This window comes from Mesorhizobium sp. WSM4837, assembly GCF_055811435.1.
Window position 1 is genome coordinate 121,027 of the sequence record NZ_JBVVQE010000001.1, and the last position, 20,152, is coordinate 141,178.

At 63.0% G+C, this 20,152-nt stretch carries 22 protein-coding genes; 21 read left to right on the top strand and 1 reads right to left on the bottom strand.

Annotated features, from left to right (window positions below):
- Positions 1-13 precede the first annotated feature (13 nt).
- Both AC0L3D_RS00545 and AC0L3D_RS00550 read left to right on the top strand, forming a co-directional pair.
- Positions 14-211 carry a hypothetical protein gene (locus tag AC0L3D_RS00545; RefSeq protein WP_023801270.1) on the top strand — a complete coding sequence of 66 codons (198 nt, stop codon included), beginning with the start codon at positions 14-16 and terminating at the stop codon, positions 209-211.
- A 1-nt stretch (position 212) separates the two neighbouring features.
- Positions 213-809: a response regulator gene (locus AC0L3D_RS00550; RefSeq protein ID WP_287050427.1), complete on the top strand. Its 597-nt coding sequence runs from the start codon at positions 213-215 to the stop codon at positions 807-809.
- Between the two features lie 115 nt (positions 810-924).
- On the opposite strand, the gene AC0L3D_RS00555 is transcribed toward AC0L3D_RS00550, so the two are convergent.
- A complete protein-coding gene (locus AC0L3D_RS00555) occupies positions 925-1,194 on the bottom strand; it encodes a hypothetical protein (protein WP_027153502.1) in 270 nt (89 codons plus the stop codon).
- 238 nt (positions 1,195-1,432) lie between these two features.
- Between AC0L3D_RS00555 and AC0L3D_RS00560 the strand changes: the two genes are divergently transcribed.
- From AC0L3D_RS00560 to AC0L3D_RS00650, 19 genes are all read left to right on the top strand, one after another.
- Entirely contained in the window at positions 1,433-2,539 is a 1,107-nt protein-coding gene (locus tag AC0L3D_RS00560) for an NAD-dependent epimerase/dehydratase family protein (protein WP_473642668.1), read from the top strand.
- Positions 2,536-3,603 (top strand): NAD-dependent epimerase/dehydratase family protein, encoded by a 1,068-nt coding sequence (locus AC0L3D_RS00565; protein ID WP_287237169.1) that lies wholly within the window; start codon positions 2,536-2,538, stop codon positions 3,601-3,603. The genes AC0L3D_RS00560 and AC0L3D_RS00565 overlap by 4 nt, the downstream gene beginning before the upstream one ends.
- Positions 3,600-4,892: a TIGR04295 family B12-binding domain-containing radical SAM protein gene (locus AC0L3D_RS00570; protein WP_473642670.1), complete on the top strand. Its 1,293-nt coding sequence runs from the start codon at positions 3,600-3,602 to the stop codon at positions 4,890-4,892. The genes AC0L3D_RS00565 and AC0L3D_RS00570 overlap by 4 nt, the downstream gene beginning before the upstream one ends.
- Positions 4,877-5,977, top strand: a complete 1,101-nt coding sequence (locus AC0L3D_RS00575) for a glycosyltransferase family 4 protein (protein ID WP_473642672.1) — start codon at positions 4,877-4,879, stop codon at positions 5,975-5,977. Before AC0L3D_RS00570 ends, AC0L3D_RS00575 begins: the two co-directional genes overlap by 16 nt.
- Positions 5,978-5,979: 2 nt before the next feature.
- A complete protein-coding gene (locus tag AC0L3D_RS00580) occupies positions 5,980-7,110 on the top strand; it encodes a CgeB family protein (RefSeq protein WP_473642674.1) in 1,131 nt (376 codons plus the stop codon).
- Complete coding sequence (locus AC0L3D_RS00585) at positions 7,107-8,201, top strand: CgeB family protein (protein ID WP_091590204.1); 1,095 nt, start codon at positions 7,107-7,109, stop codon at positions 8,199-8,201. Before AC0L3D_RS00580 ends, AC0L3D_RS00585 begins: the two co-directional genes overlap by 4 nt.
- Positions 8,198-9,307 (top strand): CgeB family protein, encoded by a 1,110-nt coding sequence (locus AC0L3D_RS00590; RefSeq protein ID WP_473642676.1) that lies wholly within the window; start codon positions 8,198-8,200, stop codon positions 9,305-9,307. Before AC0L3D_RS00585 ends, AC0L3D_RS00590 begins: the two co-directional genes overlap by 4 nt.
- Positions 9,308-9,330: 23 nt before the next feature.
- Positions 9,331-10,377, top strand: a complete 1,047-nt coding sequence (locus tag AC0L3D_RS00595; RefSeq protein WP_287050402.1) for a UDP-glucuronic acid decarboxylase family protein — start codon at positions 9,331-9,333, stop codon at positions 10,375-10,377.
- A gap of 161 nt (positions 10,378-10,538) precedes the next feature.
- Positions 10,539-10,688 carry a hypothetical protein gene (locus AC0L3D_RS00600; RefSeq protein WP_084646751.1) on the top strand — a complete coding sequence of 50 codons (150 nt, stop codon included), beginning with the start codon at positions 10,539-10,541 and terminating at the stop codon, positions 10,686-10,688.
- Between the two features lie 163 nt (positions 10,689-10,851).
- On the top strand, positions 10,852-11,955 hold the full coding sequence (locus AC0L3D_RS00605) for an inositol-3-phosphate synthase (protein WP_091590805.1): 1,104 nt from the start codon (positions 10,852-10,854) through the stop codon (positions 11,953-11,955).
- Entirely contained in the window at positions 11,952-12,548 is a 597-nt protein-coding gene (locus tag AC0L3D_RS00610) for a histidine phosphatase family protein (protein ID WP_473642678.1), read from the top strand. The genes AC0L3D_RS00605 and AC0L3D_RS00610 overlap by 4 nt, the downstream gene beginning before the upstream one ends.
- Positions 12,549-12,561: 13 nt before the next feature.
- Positions 12,562-13,677 (top strand): CgeB family protein, encoded by a 1,116-nt coding sequence (locus AC0L3D_RS00615; RefSeq protein ID WP_473642680.1) that lies wholly within the window; start codon positions 12,562-12,564, stop codon positions 13,675-13,677.
- A complete protein-coding gene (locus AC0L3D_RS00620; protein ID WP_027153514.1) occupies positions 13,677-14,483 on the top strand; it encodes a sugar phosphate nucleotidyltransferase in 807 nt (268 codons plus the stop codon). The genes AC0L3D_RS00615 and AC0L3D_RS00620 overlap by 1 nt, the downstream gene beginning before the upstream one ends.
- A gap of 2 nt (positions 14,484-14,485) precedes the next feature.
- Positions 14,486-15,247, top strand: a complete 762-nt coding sequence (locus tag AC0L3D_RS00625) for a TIGR04290 family methyltransferase (RefSeq protein ID WP_473616376.1) — start codon at positions 14,486-14,488, stop codon at positions 15,245-15,247.
- Positions 15,240-16,172, top strand: coding sequence for a glycoside hydrolase 5 family protein (locus AC0L3D_RS00630; RefSeq protein WP_287258424.1), 933 nt, complete (start codon positions 15,240-15,242; stop codon positions 16,170-16,172). Before AC0L3D_RS00625 ends, AC0L3D_RS00630 begins: the two co-directional genes overlap by 8 nt.
- Before the next feature lie 7 nt (positions 16,173-16,179).
- Positions 16,180-17,031, top strand: a complete 852-nt coding sequence (locus tag AC0L3D_RS00635; RefSeq protein ID WP_128172222.1) for a PIG-L deacetylase family protein — start codon at positions 16,180-16,182, stop codon at positions 17,029-17,031.
- A complete protein-coding gene (locus AC0L3D_RS00640; RefSeq protein ID WP_473642682.1) occupies positions 17,028-18,092 on the top strand; it encodes a glycosyltransferase in 1,065 nt (354 codons plus the stop codon). Before AC0L3D_RS00635 ends, AC0L3D_RS00640 begins: the two co-directional genes overlap by 4 nt.
- 9 nt (positions 18,093-18,101) lie before the next feature.
- Entirely contained in the window at positions 18,102-19,091 is a 990-nt protein-coding gene (locus tag AC0L3D_RS00645) for a GNAT family N-acetyltransferase (RefSeq protein ID WP_128172221.1), read from the top strand.
- Entirely contained in the window at positions 19,088-20,122 is a 1,035-nt protein-coding gene (locus tag AC0L3D_RS00650) for a class I SAM-dependent methyltransferase (protein WP_063830557.1), read from the top strand. Before AC0L3D_RS00645 ends, AC0L3D_RS00650 begins: the two co-directional genes overlap by 4 nt.
- Positions 20,123-20,152 lie beyond the last annotated feature (30 nt).

A 20,152-nucleotide genomic window follows, 5' to 3' on the forward strand; every position in this document is an offset into this window, starting at 1 on the left:
TTGTGGAACTCCAATGTCAAAGCGCACACCTGAGCTGAAGCTGACAAGACGAGCGTCGTTGCGCTTCGAGGATCTGCTGAGTTTGCCGGGAAACGAATCCATTCCGCCGCGCATGCTTGTTTTGGCGAAGCGATTGCAGGCAGCCTTGCAGGAACATTCCGAACAGGCCCGTGCGGACACTTGCAAATCCCGCTCGAAGAAAGGGCGATGAGGTGCGCGATCTCCGAGGAGTGCGCATCCTGATAGTCGAAGACGATTGGGTATTGGCCGGCGATCTTGCAAGATATTTCGGCAATATGGGCGCGGTCGTCCTTGGCCCTGCGGCGACCGTCGAACACGCCTCCATGCATACCGAGGTGGCTGAGGCCGCGATCCTCGACGTCAATCTTAACGGCCGGCGGGTGTTTCCGATCGCCGACGAACTGATGCGCCGCGGCGTTCCCTTCGTCTTTTTCAGCGGTGACGAGGACATCGTCATTCCCGAACGTCTCCGCCACGCCAGCAATCTTCGAAAATCGTCGGATAGCTACGCCGTCTTCGACGCCTTGTTCCCTCCGGAAAAATCCGCCCTTGCCGGTCGCCCTGCCGTGAACTTGTCGGACAACGTGTTTTCACTTCTGCCGAAGCTCAGGCTCGCGGCGCGTCTGCTTCTGGGTGACGTCGGTGCTTCCGATCGGCTGGTCGAACGAACGCTGGAGCGCGCCATCGGCGAGATCGACAGGAGGCGGCCCGGCGTATCGACCGAAGACTGGCTGAACGGCATCATGCGAAACATTGCCGGATCGGGCGGAACCAGCCTGCTGCACTGAGATTGGTTTTCTAACAGTCTGAAAAGTAGGCGAAAATAGCCATCTATAGTTAAATCCTCTATCAGAACGCGAGGCGCGCCTAAGAGCTACCCGACAGCGCTGAGTAGCAGCTTCCTCAGCCGTTCTTGCGGTCGATGAATTTGTTGAACCGGCTGTTTTTTCCGGAGCCGGTTTCGTCCTGGTAAAGGAAAGTCAGATCGTTCTCGTCGAAAATCCGGAAGAACTCATCCCATTCGATGGGTTCGAGCTTCTCCTCGGGCTCGCCAAAATCGATCCGCAAGATGCCGCCCTCGCCCCTGGTTCGTACAACCGCCGGTCGGCCACCACGATCTTCGGCCCATTGGCGGATCTCGTCATGATTGGTGGTTGTCTTCGATTCAGACATTGGAACCTCCTTTGATCCAGACCTTGCAGGCGTGTGGCCTCCTGGCTTGCGCCCACGGGCCGGATGACCGCCCCTAACACCAAAGAAGCTGCAATGTTCCAGCGCATCGCCCAAGGCTCGTTCGCCATGCGTTCACCTCAGGTTGCAGCCTCGCCAAAACCATCTTTGTTGAAGCAGAGGGAACAAACCTTTTGCCAAACAGTTCGGGGCGCCAAGGCCAACTGCGTAAGGAGTTGTCGTGAAACGCATACTGGTTACAGGAGGGTGCGGTTTCATCGGCCGCCACGTCGTCCAGGAACTCGTTGAACATGGTTATGCCGTCTGCATTCTCGATGCGCTGCTGGAACAGGTGCACGGCAGCGAGGCGATCAGCCTGCCGGCAGGAGCCGAACTGATCAAAGGCGACGTTCGCGATCGCGCCGCCGTCGCCGAGGCGCTGCAGGGCGTCGACGCCACCGTTCATCTCGCCGCCGAGGTCGGCGTCGGCCAGTCCATGTACGAGATCGCCCGCTATGTCGGCGCCAACGACCTCGGCACCGCCACCCTGCTCGAGGCACTGATCAAGCATCCGGTCGAGAGGATCGTCGTCGCCTCCTCGATGAGCGTCTACGGCGAGGGTCTCTATGCCACGCCAGGCGGTCGGCGCGTCGACAATGCACGGCGGCAGGCCAGCGACGTCAAGAGCGGCCAATGGAATCCGCTGTCGGCGGCGGATGAAAGCCTGTCGCCGCTGCCGACAGACGAGGAAAAGCCGGTCGACCTCGCCTCGATCTATGCGCTGACGAAATATGCCCAGGAGCGCGCCGTGCTGATCTTCGGCGATGCCTATGGCGTCGACGCGGTCGCGCTGCGCCTGTTCAACGTCTTCGGCGCCGGACAGGCGCTGTCAAACCCTTACACCGGCGTTCTGGCGAATTTCGCTTCCCGCCTCGCCAACGGCCAGCGGCCGATGATTTTCGAAGATGGCGAGCAGAAACGCGATTTCGTGCATGTGCGCGACGTCGCCCGCGCGTTCCGCCTGGCGCTGGAACAACGCCAGGCGCGCGGCCACGTCATCAACATCGGCAGCGGACGCGCCTATGCGATCAGCGAGGTCGCCCGGCTGCTCGCCGACGCCATGGGTGTGCCTGACCATCGGCCTGATATCCTCGGCAAGGCGCGCGCCGGCGATATCCGCAATTGCTTCGCCGATATCTCGAAGGCGCGCGAACTGCTCGGTTTCGAGCCGCAGCACCGCCTGGAGCATTCACTCGACGAGTTCGTCGCATGGGTGCGCAACACGGCCGCCATCGACCGCGGCGCCGACATGAAACGGGAACTCGAAGAGCGAGGACTGGTGTCATGAGGCCGGACGGTTTTCGTGAAGCGCCGGTGGCTATCCTCGGCGGCAGCGGCTTCATCGGCTCGAACCTCGCCGACAGCCTGTTGTCGGATGGGGTGCCGGTGCTGGTCATCGACAATCTCAGCCGCCCGGGCGTCGATCAGAACCTGGCCTGGCTGGCGCAGAAGCACGGCAATCAACTTGCCGTGGAAACCGCCGATGTCCGGGACGAAGACGTGCTGGCGCCGCTTTTGGTGCATGCCAGGGCGATATTTCATCTCGCCGCGCAGACCGCCGTCACCACGAGCCTGGCCCAGCCAAGCGAAGATTTCGACATCAATCTGCGCGGAACCTTCAACGTCCTGGAAGCGGCTCGCCTTAGCGGCAGACGCATTCCCGTGATCTTCGCCAGCACCAACAAGGTCTATGGCGGCCTGCCCGACGTCACAGTGCGCGAAGAGGACGATCGGTGCGTGCCCTGCGATGCCGGCATCCGCGCCAACGGCATAGACGAGGCCTGCGGCCTGGATTTCTGCACCCCCTATGGCTGCTCCAAAGGCGCGGCCGACCAATATGTGCTCGATTATGCCAAGTCGTACAATCTGCCGACCGCGGTCCTGCGCATGAGCTGCATCTACGGGCCGCGCCAGTTCGGCACGGAGGACCAGGGCTGGGTCGCCCATTTTCTGCTCAGCGCGCTTTCCGGCCGGCCGATCACGATCTACGGCAACGGCAAGCAGGTGCGCGATATCCTTCATGTCAGCGACGCCGTTGCGGCCTATCGCGGGGTACTTGCCCGGATCGACGACATCAAGGGCCAGGCATTCAATCTCGGTGGCGGACCGGGCAACGCCGTCAGCCTGCGCATGCTGATCGAGGAGATCGGCGAGCTGACCGGGCGGAACCTCGCGATCCGCTACGACCGGGAACGCACCGGCGACCAACCTTTCTTTGTCGCCGATACCCGCAAGTTAGAAGCGACGCTCGACTGGAAAGCGCATGTCTCCTGGCGCGACGGCGTCCGCGATCTCGCCGACTGGCTCCGGCGTCATCGCCTCGAGCCTGAACCAGCGAGGTACGTGGCATGAAAGTCGCCCTGGTCAATCCGTTCTGGACCTACGAGGACAGCATCTATTTCGGCTGCCGCCAGCCACATCTGCCGCTGGAACTGGGCTACTCGAAAGCCTCGCTGGAGGCCGACGGCCATCAGGTGCTGATGCTGGACGGGCAAATCCAGAAGCTCGACAACGCGGCACTTGCCGATCGCGTCGCCGCTTTCGCACCGGCCATGACCGTCGTCAGCACGGCGCCGACCTATTTGTTTTGGCGCTGCGCGCCGCCCGAGCTGCGTGTACCAGCCGACTTCCTCAACCGCCTCGCCCGGCGGGGCGGCCGCACAGTGGCTGTCGGGCCGCACGGCTCGGCGACGCCGGCGCCGACGCTGCGCAAGCTGGGCGTCGATGTCGTCGTGCGCGGCGAATGCGAAGAGGTCGTCGCAGAACTCGCCCGCCGTCACGATTGGAGCGCCGTGCCACACACCGCCCACCTCGACGAGGGGAAACTTGTCGGCAGCGGCGGCGTTCACGCCAGTTCGTTTGTCGATCATCCGCCGCTCAGCTGGCCGTCCGATTGGATAGCCGCGCATTCGCACCATCACCACCGATTCGATGACAATCAGCTGGGTTTCGGCGCGGAGGTCGAGGCATCTCGCGGCTGCCCCTACAATTGCAGCTTCTGCGCCAAGATGGATTTCCGCGACGCCTACCGCCGCAGGAGCCACGATGCGATCATCGCTGAAATCGATCGGCTGATCTGGCAAGGCGTCGGCTACATCTATTTTATCGACGAGATATTCCTGCCGCAGAAGGCGTTGCTGGAGGCACTGGTCGATCGCGACGTCAAGTTCGGCGTGCAGACCCGCATCGATCTTTGGAAGCCGGAGCTCCTGGAATTGCTTGGTGCGGCCGGCTGCGTTTCGATCGAAGCCGGCCTTGAAAGCCTGACGGTGGAAGGCCGGGCCATGCTGGCAAAGCGTTGCCGGCTGGGCACCGAGGAACTGGCCGCTTTGCTGGTCGATGCACGACGTCACGTTCCGTTCGTCCAAGCCAATCTGATCGGCGTCGTCGAGGACGATCCGGCTCTGGTCGACCACTGGCGCAAGCACCTCATCGACCGCGGCGTGTGGGCCAACGAGCCGGTGCCGCTCTATCCCTATCCCAGTTCGCCCAGCTATCGCGAGCTTTGGGGCGAGCCCGACGATCTCGCCTGGGAGCGCGCCCACGAGCATTATCTGGCCTCGTTCCGGACGTTCAGCGATATCCAGGAGAAGCGCCCCCGCGCGCTGGCCGAGTTGGAGGCGACATGTTGCAGTCACTGATCCGCCGCCCGCGGCGAATCCTGATGACCGTCGATGCCGTCGGCGGCGTCTGGCGCTACGCGCTTGATCTGGCGCGGGAGTTGGCTCATGACGGCGACAGCATCGTGCTCGCCGGGCTGGGCCCGGAACCGTCGGAGGAGCAGGCGAAGGAGGCACAGGCTTTCGCCGGCCTGGCGTGGCTCAAGACACCGCCGGACTGGATGACCCGCAATGAGGACGATCTGGAAATGTTGCCGCAGGAACTGCGCGCGCTCGTTGGCGATTACGCGATCGACCTCGTCCATCTCAACGCGCCGACGCAGGCCGTGGGACTTGATCTGCCCTGCCCGGTCGTGGCGGTCTCGCACTCATGCGTCGTGACCTGGCTCCACGCCGTCAGGGGACGGGCTGCGGACGGCGAATGGGCCTGGCAGAAGGACCGCAACAGACGCGGCTTCGATTGGGCCAATGCGGTAGTCGCACCCAGCCGCAGCCATGCCGACATGCTCGAGGCCTGCTACGGGCCGATCGCCCGCCTGAGCGTTGTCAGCAACGGCACACGGCCGGGTCCAGAGGCAGAGCGACGCGAACCGGTGGTTCTCGCCGCCGCGCGCTGGTGGGACGAAGGAAAGAACGCAGCTACGCTGGACCAAGCAGCAGCGCTGACGAAATGGCCAGTCTTCGCTGCCGGGCCGATCGAGGGCGGCGATGGCCAACGCGTCAATTTCAGCAATGTCGTTGCTCTGGGCTCGGTATGCCACGACGAGGTGCGTCGCTTGATGGCGCGGGCCGGCATCTTCGTATCGCCCTCCATTTATGAACCATTTGGCCTTGCCGCACTGGAGGCAGCGACGTCGGCGACACCTTTGGTGCTTGCCGACATCCCGAACTATCGCGAATTGTGGAATGGCGCGGCTTTGTTCTACGACGTCCACGATCCAGGCGATCTCGCCAGGTGCGTCGATTGTCTCTCTGACGATGCCCAACACAGGCGCCGGCTCGGCGAAGCCGCCGCACGCCGAGCGCGCAAGTTTTCACCAGCAAGGCAGGCGGCGGCCATGCACGACATCTACGATCGGGCCGCCCTGGCCGTTGCGGAACGCTGACAATGCGGTTCCTGTTCTATACCCATTCGGTCGTTTCCGACTGGAACCACGGCAACGCACATTTCCTGCGCGGCATCATGCGGGAGCTTGTTGCACGCGGGCACCAGGCGATCGCGCTGGAGCCAGCAGACGGCTGGAGTCGTTCGAACCTGCAGGCAGAGAAAGGGCCCTACGCGGTCGAGCGCTTCAGAAAAGATTTTCCGGAGCTGATGCCGGTGACCTACGACGCGTCCTTCGACCATGAAGGCTGGATTGCCGACGCCGATGTGGTGATCGTCCACGAATGGACTGACCCGGAACTTGTCGAGCGCATCGGCGGGGCCAAGGCGAATGGAGGCGGTTTCACGCTTCTGTTCCATGACACCCACCATCGCGCCGTGTCGGCGACGCAGGCGATCTCGGCCCTGCGGCTGGAGCATTATGACGGCGTGCTCGCCTTCGGCGAGGCGTTGCGGGAAAGCTATCTTCGCGCCGGCTGGGGCAAACGTGCCTTCACCTGGCACGAGGCGGCGGATGAGCGCCTGTTCAAGCCTCACCCGGAGATCGACCCGACTGCCGATCTGATCTGGATCGGCAACTGGGGCGATGACGAGCGCAGTGCCGAAATCAAGGAATTCCTGATCGATCCGGTGGAAGAACTTCGCCTGCGTGGCACTGTTCATGGCGTGCGCTATCCACGCGAAGCGCTCGCCGATCTTGCTGCCGCCGGCCTGGAATACGAAGGCTGGATTGCCAATGCCGACGTGCCCAAGGCATTCGCGGCCCACCGCGTTACCGTCCACATCCCGCGGCGCCCGTATCGGGAGAACCTGCCCGGCATCCCGACGATCCGCATGTTCGAGGCGCTCGCCTGTGGCATCCCGCTCGTGTCGGCGCCTTGGGCCGATGTCGAACAACTCTTCAGGCCAGGTATCGACTTTCTTTTCGCGCGCGACGGGTCCGAGATGTGCCGTCATCTTCGCGACGTGCTGGACGATGCCGACCTGGCCGCCTCTCTGGTGAAATCGGGCCTCGAAACCATCGGGAGGCGACACACTTGCCGCCACCGGGCGGACGAGTTGTTCGACGTGCTCGCCGAATGCGGCAACCGCCAGGCCATCGATCGCATCGCCATAGAGGAGACAGTCGCATGAAGATTGCATTTTATGGATCGAGCCTGCTGTCGTCCTATTGGAACGGCGCGGCGACTTATTACCGCGGATTGCTGAAGGCTCTTTCTCAGCTCGGCTACGAGATCACCTTCTATGAACCGGACGTCTACGACCGGCAGAAGAACCGCGATATCGAGGCACCGGACTGGTGCAACGTCGTCATCTACGAGGCGACCCCGCATGCGCTGATGCAGGTGGCAGCAAGCGCAGGCGAAGCTGATATCGTCGTCAAGGCCAGCGGAGTCGGCTTCGAAGACGAGGCGCTGCTGCGCGCCGTACTCGACCACGCCCGGACGGATGCGCTGACAGTGTTCTGGGATGTCGACGCACCGGCCACTCTGGGCCAATTGCGCGACGAGCCAGATCACCCCCTGCACCGCGCGTTGCGGGAGATCGACCTTGTCCTCACCTATGGCGGCGGCGATCCGGTCGTCTGGGCCTATCGTGCGCTGGGGGCTGCCGAATGCGTGCCGATCTACAACGCGCTCGATCCCGAAACGCACCATCCGGTCGCGAAGGACAAGCGTTTCGCCTGCGACCTCGCCTTTCTCGGCAACCGCCTGCCGGACCGTGAAGCACGCGTCGAAGCCTTCTTCCTCGATCCGGCCAACCGTTCGGGCGATCAGCGTTTCCTGCTCGGCGGATCTGGTTGGGGTGACAAGCAGCTGCCGGCAAATGTCGCATGGCTCGGCCACGTCGGGACGCGGGACCACAATGCGTTCAACGTCACCCCCAAGGCGGTGCTGAACATCAGCCGCGACAGCATGGCCGCCAACGGCTTTTCGCCTGCCACGCGCGTCTTCGAGGCTGCCGGTGCCGGCGCATGCCTCATCACCGATGCCTGGCTCGGCGTCGAATTGTTCCTGGCCCCCGGGGAAGAGATCCTGGTGGCGCGCGATGGCAATGATGTCACTGAGATCTTGCGCACCCTCACCCCCCAGCGGGCAAGGGCGATCGGCGCATCTGCGCTTCGGCGTGTTCTCGCCGAGCATACCTATGCGTTAAGGGCCGCTGTCGCCGACGCTGTCTTCAGGCGTCAGTTCGAGCGCCCCACCGTGGAGGCAGCGGAATGACCCAGCGGCTCGACATCGTCTTTCTTGGCCTGTCGTTGTCCTCTTCATGGGGAAACGGCCATGCCACGACCTTTAGGGGTTTGCTGAAGGGCCTGCACGAGCTCGGCCATCGCGTCACCTTCCTGGAGCGCGACGTGCCGTGGTATGCGAACCATCGCGATCTGCGCGACCCGGATTTCTGCACGTTGCGCTACTACGAAACGACGAACGATCTTCGTCGGACCTATGCCGGCTGTCTGCAACAGGCCGATGTCGTAGTGGTCGGGTCGTTCGTTCCGGAGGGGCGAGCCGTCATCGACATCGTCGCGTCCCTGTGCACGGGCCAGTTCTGCTTCTACGACATCGACACGCCGGTCACGCTGGCCAAGTTCGCCGCGGATGATTGCGACTACCTATGCCGGCGGCAGATCCCGTATTTCGACGTCTATTTCTCGTTCACCGGCGGGCCAACACTCGCCCGATTGGCGGCGGACTTCGGTGCACGGTGCGCCGAGCCGCTCTACTGCTCCGTCGACCCGGACCGGCATCGCCGAACGGCCGATCCGATCTGCTGGGACCTTGGCTATCTCGGCACGTACAGCTCGGACCGGCAGGCGACGCTGGATGCTCTCCTGCTCGAACCGGCAAGACGCATGCCGGACCGTCGCTTCGTCGTGGCCGGCTCGCAATTCCCGTCCGAGACCGTCTGGCCAAGCAACGTCGATCGCATCGAGCACCTGCCGCCGGCGGACCACGCCTCGTTCTACAGCCGCCAGCGCTATACGTTGAACGTCACGCGCAGCTCCATGATAGCGGCTGGGTGGTCTCCCAGCGTACGCCTCTTCGAGGCGGCTGCCTGTGGCACAGCGATCATCAGCGATCGCTGGACCGGTCTGGACAGCTTCTTTCCGACAGCCACGATCAACACGGCGGGCCAAGCCGAAGACGTGATCGATATCCTGTCCAGCCAATCCGACCGCGTCAGGCTTGCTTTGGCCAAGCGAGCGCGTGCAACGATCCTGGCGGCACATACAAGCGCCGCGAGAGCCCGCGAATTCGTTTCGCTGCTGGCGCGGCCAAGATCGGCACGTCCAGCGCTCGATCTGAACATCGAAAGTGCAGCATGACTGGCAGACAGGAGAAAATAGAGATGCGGCAATCAAGAAGGACACAACGGACCAGAACGGCGCTTGTCGCCGGCGGCGCGGGTTTCCTCGGTTCGCATCTTTGCGAGACACTGCTTCAGGCCGGGTGCCGTGTGATCTGTGTCGACAATTTTCTTACCGGTCGGATGGAAAACATCGTCTCGATGCTGGACAGTCCTCGTTTCCGGCTGATCGAGCAGGATATTTGCCGACCATTGGACCTTGCCGAGCCGGTCGACCGCATTTTCAACCTGGCGTGCGCTGCATCGCCGCCGCGCTACCAGGCTGACCCGATTCACACCACGCGGACCTGCGTGATCGGAACCCTCAATCTACTTGAGCTTGCCGCCCGAAACAATGCGCGCCTCCTGCAGGCATCGACAAGCGAAGTGTATGGCGATCCGGAACAGCACCCGCAAACGGAAGACTATGTGGGTCACGTGAACTGCACCGGTCCTCGTGCCTGCTATGACGAGGGCAAGCGAACCGCCGAAACCTTGTGCTTCGACTATTTGAGAACCGAAACGGCCGACATCCGGGTTGCGCGCATCTTCAACACCTATGGTCCGCGGATGGATCCTGCCGACGGCCGGATCGTCTCGAACCTGGTGATGCAGGCGCTCGAGAAGAGACCGCTGACGATTTTCGGCGACGGGCTGCAGACCAGGTCGTTCTGCTACGTCTCCGATTTGGTCGAGGGTCTGGTCCGCCTCATGGATGTCGATCCCAATCCGAGCCAACCGGTCAATTTGGGCAATCCCGGGGAATTCACCGTTCTTCAACTGGCCGGATTGGTGAGGGATATGACCCACAGCAACTCGGCCTTCAAATTCCTGCCACTGCCGCAAGACGATCCTCGCCGGAGGCAACCGGACATTTCCCGTGCAAAAGCCCTTCTCGACTGGTCGCCAAAGGTGCCACTCAAGCAAGGCCTGATGCAGACGATCAGCTATTTCATGGAGCTCGAGGCCAGCCGTAACGAGGATCGAATCTCCCCAATTGCGACAAGCGTGAGGTCCGTTTCAGGCCGACTGCAAAACCTGCCGGCCTGAAGTCGGGGAGAGCTATGCCCTCGGGCATGGTGAGACCATCCCGACAGGCGTCTTCACTTTTTCTCGTTGTGGGAACATCCGGTCTAGCTCGCCGTTGGGCGAATATCGGCAGGGAGAACGGACCCGTGCATCGAAAACGATCCGCCAGGGACATCGAGCAAATGGCAGAACGGGAAGCGGCTGCCTTTCTGAGACGTGCCTCGATCACCTACCTCGAATGCTGTGTGAGCCTGATGATGACGCATCTTGAGCGCGAGGAAGTGGCCACCATCCTGGAAAAAGAAGCGGATATGCTGCGAACGCTCGATTGAGGCTCGCGTCGCTCAGGCTTCGATCGGCCCAGGCAACGCAAAATACAGGGCGCAGCTTTGATCCGAATAGAGGTTGGTGATTTTTCCAGGTCGCAAGGAACATTCCTGGCAGCTGACAGTTCGGCGCGAGGAACTTACCTTCAACAGCGATGGCGGCGGTTTCGTGGGATCGAAAAAGGTACGGATTGGAATAGCCGGCGTCGGCAATTGCGCGTCTTCCCTTGTCCAGGGCCTCTCATACTATCGGGACGCCAGCGGCAATGAGCCGATACCGGGCCTGATGCATGCTGATCTCGGCGGCTATCATGTCGGCGACATCGAGGTGGTTTGTGCTTTCGACGTCGCCAAGGGCAAAGTCGGGCGCGATGTGGCGGAAGCCATTTACAATGCGCCCAACAATACCTTCCGCTTTGCCGATGTTGCGGCAACCGGCGTTCGCGTCGAGCGCGGACCGACACTTGACGGCATCGGCAAATATCTGCGCGATGAGATCGAGGAGGCAGAAGAACCGGTCGCGAATGTCAGCGCGCTGCTTCGGGAAAGCGGCGCCGACGTACTGGTCTCATATCTGCCGGTCGGCTCGGAAGAAGCCACGCGTTTTTATGCAGAGTGTGCGCTCGAGGCCGGCTGCGCCTTCGTCAACTGCATACCGGTCTTTATCGCATCGCGGCCGGAATGGCGCCGGCGCTTTGAGCAGCGCGGTCTGCCGCTGGTCGGCGACGATATCAAAAGCCAGGTCGGCGCGACGATCGTGCACCGGTTGCTCGCCAATCTGTTCCGCGAGCGCGGCGTCCGCATCGACCGCACCTACCAGCTGAATTTCGGCGGCAACACCGATTTCCTCAACATGCTGGAACGCGAGCGGCTGGAATCGAAGAAAATCTCCAAGACACAATCCGTAGCCAGCCAGTTCGACGTCCCTCTGGAGGCCGGCAACATCCATGTCGGCCCCAGCGACCATGTGCCCTGGCTTACCGATCGAAAATGGGCCTACATCCGCGTTGAAGGCACGACGTTCGGCGGCGTGCCGCTGAATGCAGAGCTCAAACTGGAAGTATGGGATTCGCCCAACTCGGCCGGAGTCGTTATCGACGCTGTCCGCTGCGCCAAACTGGCGCTTGACCGCGGCATCGCGGGGGCGCTGACCGGCCCTTGCAGCTATTTCATGAAGTCGCCGCCCGAGCAGTTCACCGATGCCGAGGCACGCCTGCGCACGCTGTCTTTCATCGCCGGGAGGGACGAGCCGATGCTTGATGCCGCGGAATGACGACGACGTTCTTCTTGATCCGCCATGCGGCGCACGACAATGTCGGCGACTATCTTGCCGGACGCATGGCTGGAGTTTGCCTCGGCGAAACCGGCAGGGCACAAGCCTCGCGCCTTGCCAGCCACATGGCGCCGCGGCCGCTGGCGGCCATCTGTTGCAGCCCGCGCGAACGAACACTGGAAACCGCAAAACCGATCGCAATCGCCTGCAATCGCGAGAAGATTACAATCCGCCAGGAACTCGATGAGATCGACTTCGGCGCGTGGTCGGGCAAGACCTTCGAAGAGTTGAGCCAGGACGCCGACTGGCTGACGTGGAACAGTCAACGCCAACAGGCGAGGACGCCCGGCGGCGAGACAATGCTGGACGTCCAGCAACGTGTCGTCTCGCTGACGCAGCAGCTCCGCAAACGCTACCAGAACCAGTCCGTGGCACTGGTCAGCCATGCCGACGTGATCAAAGCCGCCGTCTGCAAGGTGCTCGGCTTGCCGCTGGGAGACTGTTTTCGCTTCGATATCGACCCCGCTTCGATCACCACGGTCGTGTCCGGTGACTGGGGCTCCAAGCTGATCCGACTGAACGAAGCCGCCTGACGAGGACTGCCGGATGCGTATGGTCATTTTCGGTCTCACCGTCACCTCCTCGTGGGGAAACGGACACGCGACGCTGTGGCGCGGGCTGATCCGTGCGCTCGGTCGCCTGGGCTGGTCGGTCAGCTTTTTCGAACGCAATACCCCGTACTATGCCGGCGCACGCGATCTTGACCATCTCGATGGCGGCAATGTCGTTCTCTATCCGGAGTGGGAGGACATTCGCCATGTCGCGGAACAGGCTATCGGGGAATCCGACGTCGTCATCGTCACGTCCTATTGCCCCGACGCCGTGGAGGCATCGCGCCTGGCGCAGCAGGCCTGTCGCGGGCTGAAGGTTTTCTACGATCTCGACACCCCCGTCACGCTCGCCCGGATAGAACAAGGTCTACGACCGGCCTATTACGGGCCCGATGGCCTTCACGATTTCGACCTCGCCCTCAGTTATACGGGGGGAACCGCAATCGATGCGCTGAAAACGCTGCTGGGCGCCCGCCGAGTCTTGCCTCTCTACGGCCATGTCGATCCCGACCGACACCGGCCGGCCCGGCCCCGGGCTGAATTCGCCGGGGATTTGTCCTATCTCGGAACGTATGCGGCCGATCGCCAGGCCGGCGTCGAAAAGCTGCTGGTCCGCACGGCAGCGCGCCTGCCGGACCGCCGTTTCGTCATCGGCGGCGCCCAATATCCGCATGAATTTCCGTGGGGCGAAAACATCTTCTTTGTCAGGCACCTTCCGCCTGCGGATCATCCGGCCTTCTTCTGCTCATCGCGCCTGACGCTGAACGTGACGCGCGAGGCGATGGCCAAGAGGGGCTGGTGTCCTTCGGGCAGGCTGTTCGAGGCGGCAGCCTGCGGCGCGGCGATCGTGAGCGACACCTGGCCCGGGCTGAGCAGTTTTTTCCAGCCCGGCAGCGAGATCATCCTGGCGGACAGCACCGACGACGTGGTCGCGGCAGTCGGCTTGCCTGACAGCGAAGTCGACGCCATCCGGCGCCGGGCGCGCGAGCGGGTGTTGGACGAACACACCTCTGCGCAGCGCGCCAGGGAACTGGACCGCCTCCTGTCCGATTCATTGCCGGGCTTGGGACAGGGCTTGGCGGCGGGCGAGCCGTTGAAGGAAGCAATCTGATGTTGGGCATCGTGCCCGCCGCCGGCCGCGGCAGCCGCATTCAACCGCTCGGCTTCTCAAAGGAGCTCCTGCCGGTCGGCAGCCGCATCGACGGCCAGACCGAGCGTCCTTGCGCGGTGAGCGAGTATCTGGTGCGTCGCATGGTGCGCAACGGTGTCGACAAGATCTGCTTCGTCATCGGATCGGGAAAATCAGACATTCTCGAATACTACGCCGCCGGCTACGGCGACGCCGCCGCATTGTTTGTCGTGCAGCCCAACCCCGTCGGTCTTTGCGACGCGATCTTCCGCGCCGCGCCGCTGGTCGCGCCGGACGAGACGGTTCTGGTCGGCCTGCCCGACACGATCTGGTTTCCGGAAGATGGCTTTTGCCGCCTGCCGGACGACCGGCTGTCGTTTTTGCTCTTCCCGGTGGATCACCCGGAACTCTTCGATGCCGTCGTTCTCGACGGGGATGACCGGGTGAAGGAGATCCAGGTCAAGCAACAAGGCGCTGCATCGAACTGGATCTGGGGGGCGTTCAAGATGCCGGGCCGCATACTTCACCAGCTTGCCGCGCTTTGGCGCGAGCGGGATCAAAGCGACGAATATGTCGGCACCCTTATCAACGCCTATCTGGCGGCCGGCGGTGAGGCTTGCGGCGTCAAGGCAGGCACCGCCTATGTCGACGTCGGCACGTTCAACGGCTACCGCACCGCACTTCGGCTGCTCGAGAACAACGACACTACGTTGGAGGACACGAAAAACCTCATGTTCGTGCTGCCGGGGCAAGCGCAGATACCAAGCCATCCAGGCGAAGGAGGCTAGCCATGCTGCATTCGAACGCCGAAATCCGCCGCCGCATCGATGCCCTTGGCCCGTGGTTCCACAACATGGAACTGGCGGGCGTCGAAACCGCCCCCGACCATTTCCTCGGCAATTATCCGCTGATCAAATGGCGCAAGTTCGCCGACGCCATTCCTGCCGATCTGTCCGGCAAGGCCGTGCTCGACATAGGCTGCAACGCCGGCTTCTACTCGATCGAAATGAAGCGACGCGGCGCCGGCCGCGTCCTCGGCATCGACTTCGATGAAGCCTATCTGGCGCAGGCGCGCTTCGCCGCCGAAATCGCTGACTGCGACATCGAATTCCAGCAGCTTTCGGTCTACGACGTTGGCGCCCTGCGGGAGAAATTCGACATCGTCCTGTTCATGGGCGTGCTTTATCACCTGCGCCACCCGCTGCTCGCTCTCGATCTGATCCGGGAGCACGTTGCCGGCGACCTGATGATCTTCCAGTCCATGCAGCGCGGCAGCATCGAACTGCCTGTACTCGATGAGAATTATCCTTTCTGGACCCACGATCTGTTCGACCGGCCGGAGTTTCCGAAGCTGCATTTCGTCGAGCATCGCTATGCCGACGACCCGACCAACTGGTGGATTCCCAATCGCGCCTGCACAGAGGCGATGCTGCGCAGCGCCGGCTTCGAGATCGTGCTGCACCCGGAGCAAGAGGTTTATTTCTGCCGCGCCGCCGGTGAGCCGGCTTGCGGCGGCGCCGTCTACCCGTCGAAAGGACCACTTCATGATTGAAGCCGCGATGATCTGGAACGAGCCGAACAACAAATCCCATTGGGATCCCGAACTCGACCCCGACTGGGGCCGCTTCGCCAACATGGCAATACTGGCCGCCGATGCGATCGCATCGGCAAACCCGGCCGTGACCAGGATACTGGGCGGCATTTCGCCGATCGATGCCGATTTCATGGCGCTCATGAAGCAATACGGGGTGCTCGATCATGTCGATGCCGTCGGTGTGCATGGTTTCCCACTCGACTGGAATCTCTGGCAGATTCAGGAATGGCCGCAGAAGATCGGCGAGATTTCGACCGTTACCGATCTTCCCGTATGGGTCAGCGAAGTTGGCGTGTCGAGCTTCGGGGCGGAGGAGGTGCAGCTCTGGGGTTTGCGTCGGAGCGCCGAACTGCTGCTCGGCAATGCCTCGCGCGTGCAATGGTACAGCCTCTACGATCTTCCGCGCGAATGGGGGGCAACGACGCGTCATCGCGAGGCCGAAGGCTCCTCCTACTATCGCCACTTCTACATGGGCCTGCTCCGCGAAGATGGCACGCCCAAACCCGCGCTCGAAGAATTCCTGCGTTACTTACCCGGGATGGGGCTGGTGCAATGGTTCCACTTTGAAGATCCCCGGCTGGACGACGCCGTCGCCTGGATGAAACGGCTGGGCGTTACCAATCTGCGCACCGGGCTTTCCTGGGCCGACAGTTTCAGGCCGAATGCGCTGGATTGGTACGACCGGCAGATGGAAGCACTTGCCGATTTCGACGTGACCATCACCTTCTGCTTCACGCCGGAGCACCGCGGAGTGATGCCGCATCACACCAGTCCGCCGCTGGTGCCGGAGGAATTTGCGGAGTTTTGCGCGACGATGACCCGCCGCTATGCTCCCGCCATGGCTGCCTCGCCGGTCAGAGCGGTGCGGGCTTCGGCAGCATGAGTGTGTCATGCAACACGCAGCTGACAGGTCCGGACCGCTTGCCGAATTCGCGGCCTTGTTGCTAGGTGCTGCTCCGCACCGCTCAGACGGTGCTGAGATCATGATCGTTGTCGCGCATCCGGACGACGAAACCATCGGCATCGGCGGGCATCTTGCCGGCTTGCGCGGATCTCGCATCGTTCATGTCACCGATGGCGCGCCGCGAGACCTTGAAGACGCGCGAGCATACGGCTTCGAGACGTGGCAGGACTATGCCGAGGCCCGCCATCGGGAGTTGGAGGCGGTGCTGGCGGCAGCGGGATTGCCGTCGACGGCCCTGATCAGCCTCGGTTATCCCGACAAGCAGGCCGCCGGAAATCTTGGCTCGCTCGCACGGGAACTGACCGGCCTTTTGGCCGAGCGCGATGTCAGCTTCGTCTGCACGCATCCTTATGAAGGTGGTCACCCGGATCATGACGCGACCGCCTTTGCCGTCCATGCGGCCTGCCATTTGCTGCGCCGCGACGGACGCCAGGCACCGGCCATCGTCGAAATGGCGTTCTATTCGGCCGGGCCTGAGGGTGCGGTCCTTCAGGATTTCAACAGTCATTCCGGCAGCGAGCGCATCGAATTGCACCTTACGGAAGCGGCTTTCGAACGGAAGCAGTGCATGCTGGCCTGCCACCGGACACAGCAACGGACGCTGGCGCCGTTCACGGCGCGCATCGAACGTTTCCGGGTGGCGCCTGCCTATGATTTCCTGGCGCTGCCGAACAGCGGCAGGCTTTATTACGAGGCGCTGCCGCTCGGCTTCGAGCCGGCGGTTTGGCTTCACGCCGCCGCCGCTGCGCATGAGGAGCTTGGGCTCGACCGGCCATGACCCTCACCGTCCTGAACGTCGCCTACCCTCTCGCGCCAGTCGGCCCGGATGCGGTTGGCGGTGCCGAGCAGGTGCTGTCGATGCTCGACCAGGCACTCGTGCGCGCGGGACACGCTTCCATCGTGATCGGTTGCCAGGGCTCGAAAGCGGCGGGCGTGCTCATCGAGACGCCTGCTGAACCAGGTGTGCTCGACGATGCGGCGAAGAAACGGGCACAGCGCTCTCACCGCACCGCGATAGAAGTCGCACGCGCCCGTTGGCCGATCGACGTGGTTCATCTGCACGGCATCGATTTTGATGCCTATCTGCCTGATGATGGCCCGACCCTGGTAAGCCTGCACCTGCCGCTCAACTGGTATCCCGCCGATGCCTTGCGCACGGTCCGCGACGATCTATGGCTTCACGCCGTCTCGATGGCCCAACAGAGGACCGCGCCGCCGGGTGCCAGGCTGCTGGCACCCATTCCAAACGGCGTGGATATCGATGCGCTGAGCGGTCGGCAGTTCAAGCGCAACTTCGCGCTGGTGCTCAGCCGCATTTGCCCGGAAAAGGGCATCCACCTGGCACTGGACGCGGCCAAACAGGCTGGCGTGCGGCTGATCATCGGCGGCAAGGTCTACCCTTACGAAACGCACACGCTGTACTTTCGTGACGAAGTCCAGCCGCGCCTCGACCAGCGCCGCCGCTTCCTCGGTCCGCTCGGCTTCGTCGCGAAGCGGCACTTTCTCAACGCCGCCCGCTGCCTGGTCATTCCCAGCCTTGCCGCGGAAACCAGCTCGCTTGTCGCGATGGAGGCTCTCGCCTGCGGCACGCCGGTCGTCGCCTTTCCAAACGGTGCGCTGCCGGATGTGGTCGAACACGGCAAGACGGGCTTTCTGGTCAACGACATCCATGAGATGGCGGAGGCCATCGTCGCAGCCTCCGGCCTGGATGCCGAGACATGCCGGGCCGAGGCGCGGCGGCGCTTTTCGCTCGACCAAATGATTTCGTCTTACATGGACGCCTACCAGGCGCTGGCAGGGCTTGGTGCCGGCCGCAGGCGCCTGGCGGCGGTGCAGTGAGCGGCTTTCATGCTCCGCTCCGAGATCATCGACGATCCGGCCGCCTTTGAGGCGCTGGCGCCGCGCTGGCGGGAGCTGTGGGCGCACAGCAGGACAGCGACGCCGTTCCAAAGCCCCGCCTGGCTGGTGCCGTGGTGGCGCGCATTCGCGCCCGGAGAGCTGGCGACGATCGCCGTCTGGCGAGGCGACGATCTGGTGGGATTGGCACCGCTTTACCTGGAACACGCAACTTGCGGGTCGAGACTGCTTCCGGTTGGGATTTCGTTAAGCGACTACCTGGATGTCCTGTGTTGCCCCGGCATCGAAGCGGCTGTCGCCGCCGTCATCGCCGACCGGGTTCTGGCGATCAATTGGTCGCAATGGATCTTACCGGACCTGCCGGCCGGTGCTGCCGGTCTCACTATCGCGCACCCTGCGCTGGAGGCGGATCAACCCGTCGACCACGCCGCTTGTCCCGTGCTGCCGATCGCTGGCGACGATGCGCTCGCGGTCTGCATTCCGGCGCGGCGAAGACGCCAGTTGCGCCGCGCGCACAATGCCGCACGCCGGCGCGGCTGCGTCTCCATCATACCGGCACAGGCCGATCTCAAAGCGTTTTTCGATCACCTGATCCGCCTTCACGGCGCGCGTTGGGCCGGGCGCGGCGACGGCGTCCTGGCCGATCCGGCTGCAGAAGAATTCCATCGGCAGGCGCTTCCCATGCTTGCCGCACAGGGTCTTGTCCGATGCTGGCTTGTTGCCATCGACGATGCGGTCGTCGGCGCCTATTACGGATTTCATCATCGCCACCGCGCCTACGCCTACCTTGGCGGTTTTGATCCGGCCTATGCCGAGGAAAGTCCCGGCGCAATCCTGATCGGTCACGCGATTGCCGAAGCGGCTCGCGAAGGGGCGCGGGAGTTCGATTTTCTGCGCGGCCAGGAGAGCTACAAGTATGGCTGGGGGGCCGTCGACCAATGGACAATGCGAAAGGTCTGGACGCGGAGCATGGCTCGATGAGCGCCACCGGACGAAAGCCATCGCCCCAGGCGGCATCGACCGCAAAAATGCTGATCGAGGAGTGCATGGCCGACGGCGCCTGCGTCGACGCCATCATTGCCAGACTGGCGCTGCGCTTCGAGACCGGGGTCGATGCCGCAGAATTGGCCGATGTGGCGCTGGAGATGCGTTCAGCCGACCTGCGAAAACGCGACAGACTGGAGCGGATCGCCGATCTGCTTCGTCACAGGCCTGACATCTTCACCACGCTGCGCCAAACAGGTGCCGCCGTCCGCCACGAACGCGATGAATGGGAAACTGACGCCGCGGTCGTCAGGCGGCTGGCCGCCGGCTTTGATGCCGCGGCGACGATTTCCCAGGCGGCGAGCGTTCAACTGTCTTCGCTGGGAGACGAGGAGAAACTCACCGCCGCCACCGACGAGATCGTCGCATGGTTGCAGCGGCAAGGCTTCAGCGGCCCCGACCAGGACATACTGGACATTGGTTGTGGCATCGGCCGCTTCGAAAGCGCACTCTCGGATGCCGCGCACCGGATCGTCGGCATCGACATATCCCTGGAGATGATTTCGGTCGCTCGTCGGCGATGTGCCGGGCTGCGCAATGTGGATCTGCGGCCGACCTTTGGTCTCGATCTCGCCGATTTTTCCAACGCAAGCTTCGATTGCGTGCTGGCTGTCGACAGCTTCCCCTACCTGGTGCTGGCTGGCCTGGCGGAGCGGTATTTCGAGGAAATTGCGCGTGTTCTGAAACCGTCAGGCGTGGCAGCACTTCTGAATTACTCCTATCGCGGATCGACGGCGCTGGATCGTGCCGATGTTCACCGCCTCGCCGAAGCCCATTGCATGCAGGTCGTGGCTGACGGCGCGAAGCCGTTCCGGCTGTGGGACGGCAATGCCTTTCTACTTGTGGCATCCGAGGGAACATTACGGCGCAATGATTGTTCGGGCGTCAAAGAGACGAGGGCGTCAAAGAGACAGGCGCACCAAACAGACAGGGCACCTGTGAGTGCCGACAATCCGAAGGAGGACTAGAAGGCATCCGGCGGCAAGATAGACATCATC

Excerpts from the sequence above, each read along its gene's own strand:
- AC0L3D_RS00630 (WP_287258424.1), top strand. The coding sequence starts at position 15,240 with ATGATTGAAGCCGCGATGATCTGGAACGAGCCGAACAACAAATCCCAT.
- AC0L3D_RS00600 (WP_084646751.1), top strand. The coding sequence starts at position 10,539 with ATGGCAGAACGGGAAGCGGCTGCCTTTCTGAGACGTGCCTCGATCACC.
- AC0L3D_RS00625 (WP_473616376.1), top strand. The coding sequence starts at position 14,486 with ATGCTGCATTCGAACGCCGAAATCCGCCGCCGCATCGATGCCCTTGGC.
- AC0L3D_RS00635 (WP_128172222.1), top strand. The coding sequence starts at position 16,180 with ATGCAACACGCAGCTGACAGGTCCGGACCGCTTGCCGAATTCGCGGCC.
- AC0L3D_RS00545 (WP_023801270.1), top strand. The coding sequence starts at position 14 with ATGTCAAAGCGCACACCTGAGCTGAAGCTGACAAGACGAGCGTCGTTG.
- AC0L3D_RS00645 (WP_128172221.1), top strand. The coding sequence starts at position 18,102 with ATGCTCCGCTCCGAGATCATCGACGATCCGGCCGCCTTTGAGGCGCTG.
- AC0L3D_RS00610 (WP_473642678.1), top strand. The coding sequence starts at position 11,952 with ATGACGACGACGTTCTTCTTGATCCGCCATGCGGCGCACGACAATGTC.
- AC0L3D_RS00575 (WP_473642672.1), top strand. The coding sequence starts at position 4,877 with ATGTTGCAGTCACTGATCCGCCGCCCGCGGCGAATCCTGATGACCGTC.
- AC0L3D_RS00595 (WP_287050402.1), top strand. The coding sequence starts at position 9,331 with ATGCGGCAATCAAGAAGGACACAACGGACCAGAACGGCGCTTGTCGCC.
- AC0L3D_RS00650 (WP_063830557.1), top strand. The coding sequence starts at position 19,088 with ATGAGCGCCACCGGACGAAAGCCATCGCCCCAGGCGGCATCGACCGCA.
- AC0L3D_RS00580 (WP_473642674.1), top strand. The coding sequence starts at position 5,980 with ATGCGGTTCCTGTTCTATACCCATTCGGTCGTTTCCGACTGGAACCAC.
- AC0L3D_RS00620 (WP_027153514.1), top strand. The coding sequence starts at position 13,677 with ATGTTGGGCATCGTGCCCGCCGCCGGCCGCGGCAGCCGCATTCAACCG.
- AC0L3D_RS00640 (WP_473642682.1), top strand. The coding sequence starts at position 17,028 with ATGACCCTCACCGTCCTGAACGTCGCCTACCCTCTCGCGCCAGTCGGC.
- AC0L3D_RS00555 (WP_027153502.1), bottom strand. The coding sequence starts at position 1,194 with ATGTCTGAATCGAAGACAACCACCAATCATGACGAGATCCGCCAATGG.
- AC0L3D_RS00570 (WP_473642670.1), top strand. The coding sequence starts at position 3,600 with ATGAAAGTCGCCCTGGTCAATCCGTTCTGGACCTACGAGGACAGCATC.
- AC0L3D_RS00565 (WP_287237169.1), top strand. The coding sequence starts at position 2,536 with ATGAGGCCGGACGGTTTTCGTGAAGCGCCGGTGGCTATCCTCGGCGGC.
- AC0L3D_RS00615 (WP_473642680.1), top strand. The coding sequence starts at position 12,562 with ATGCGTATGGTCATTTTCGGTCTCACCGTCACCTCCTCGTGGGGAAAC.
- AC0L3D_RS00585 (WP_091590204.1), top strand. The coding sequence starts at position 7,107 with ATGAAGATTGCATTTTATGGATCGAGCCTGCTGTCGTCCTATTGGAAC.
- AC0L3D_RS00590 (WP_473642676.1), top strand. The coding sequence starts at position 8,198 with ATGACCCAGCGGCTCGACATCGTCTTTCTTGGCCTGTCGTTGTCCTCT.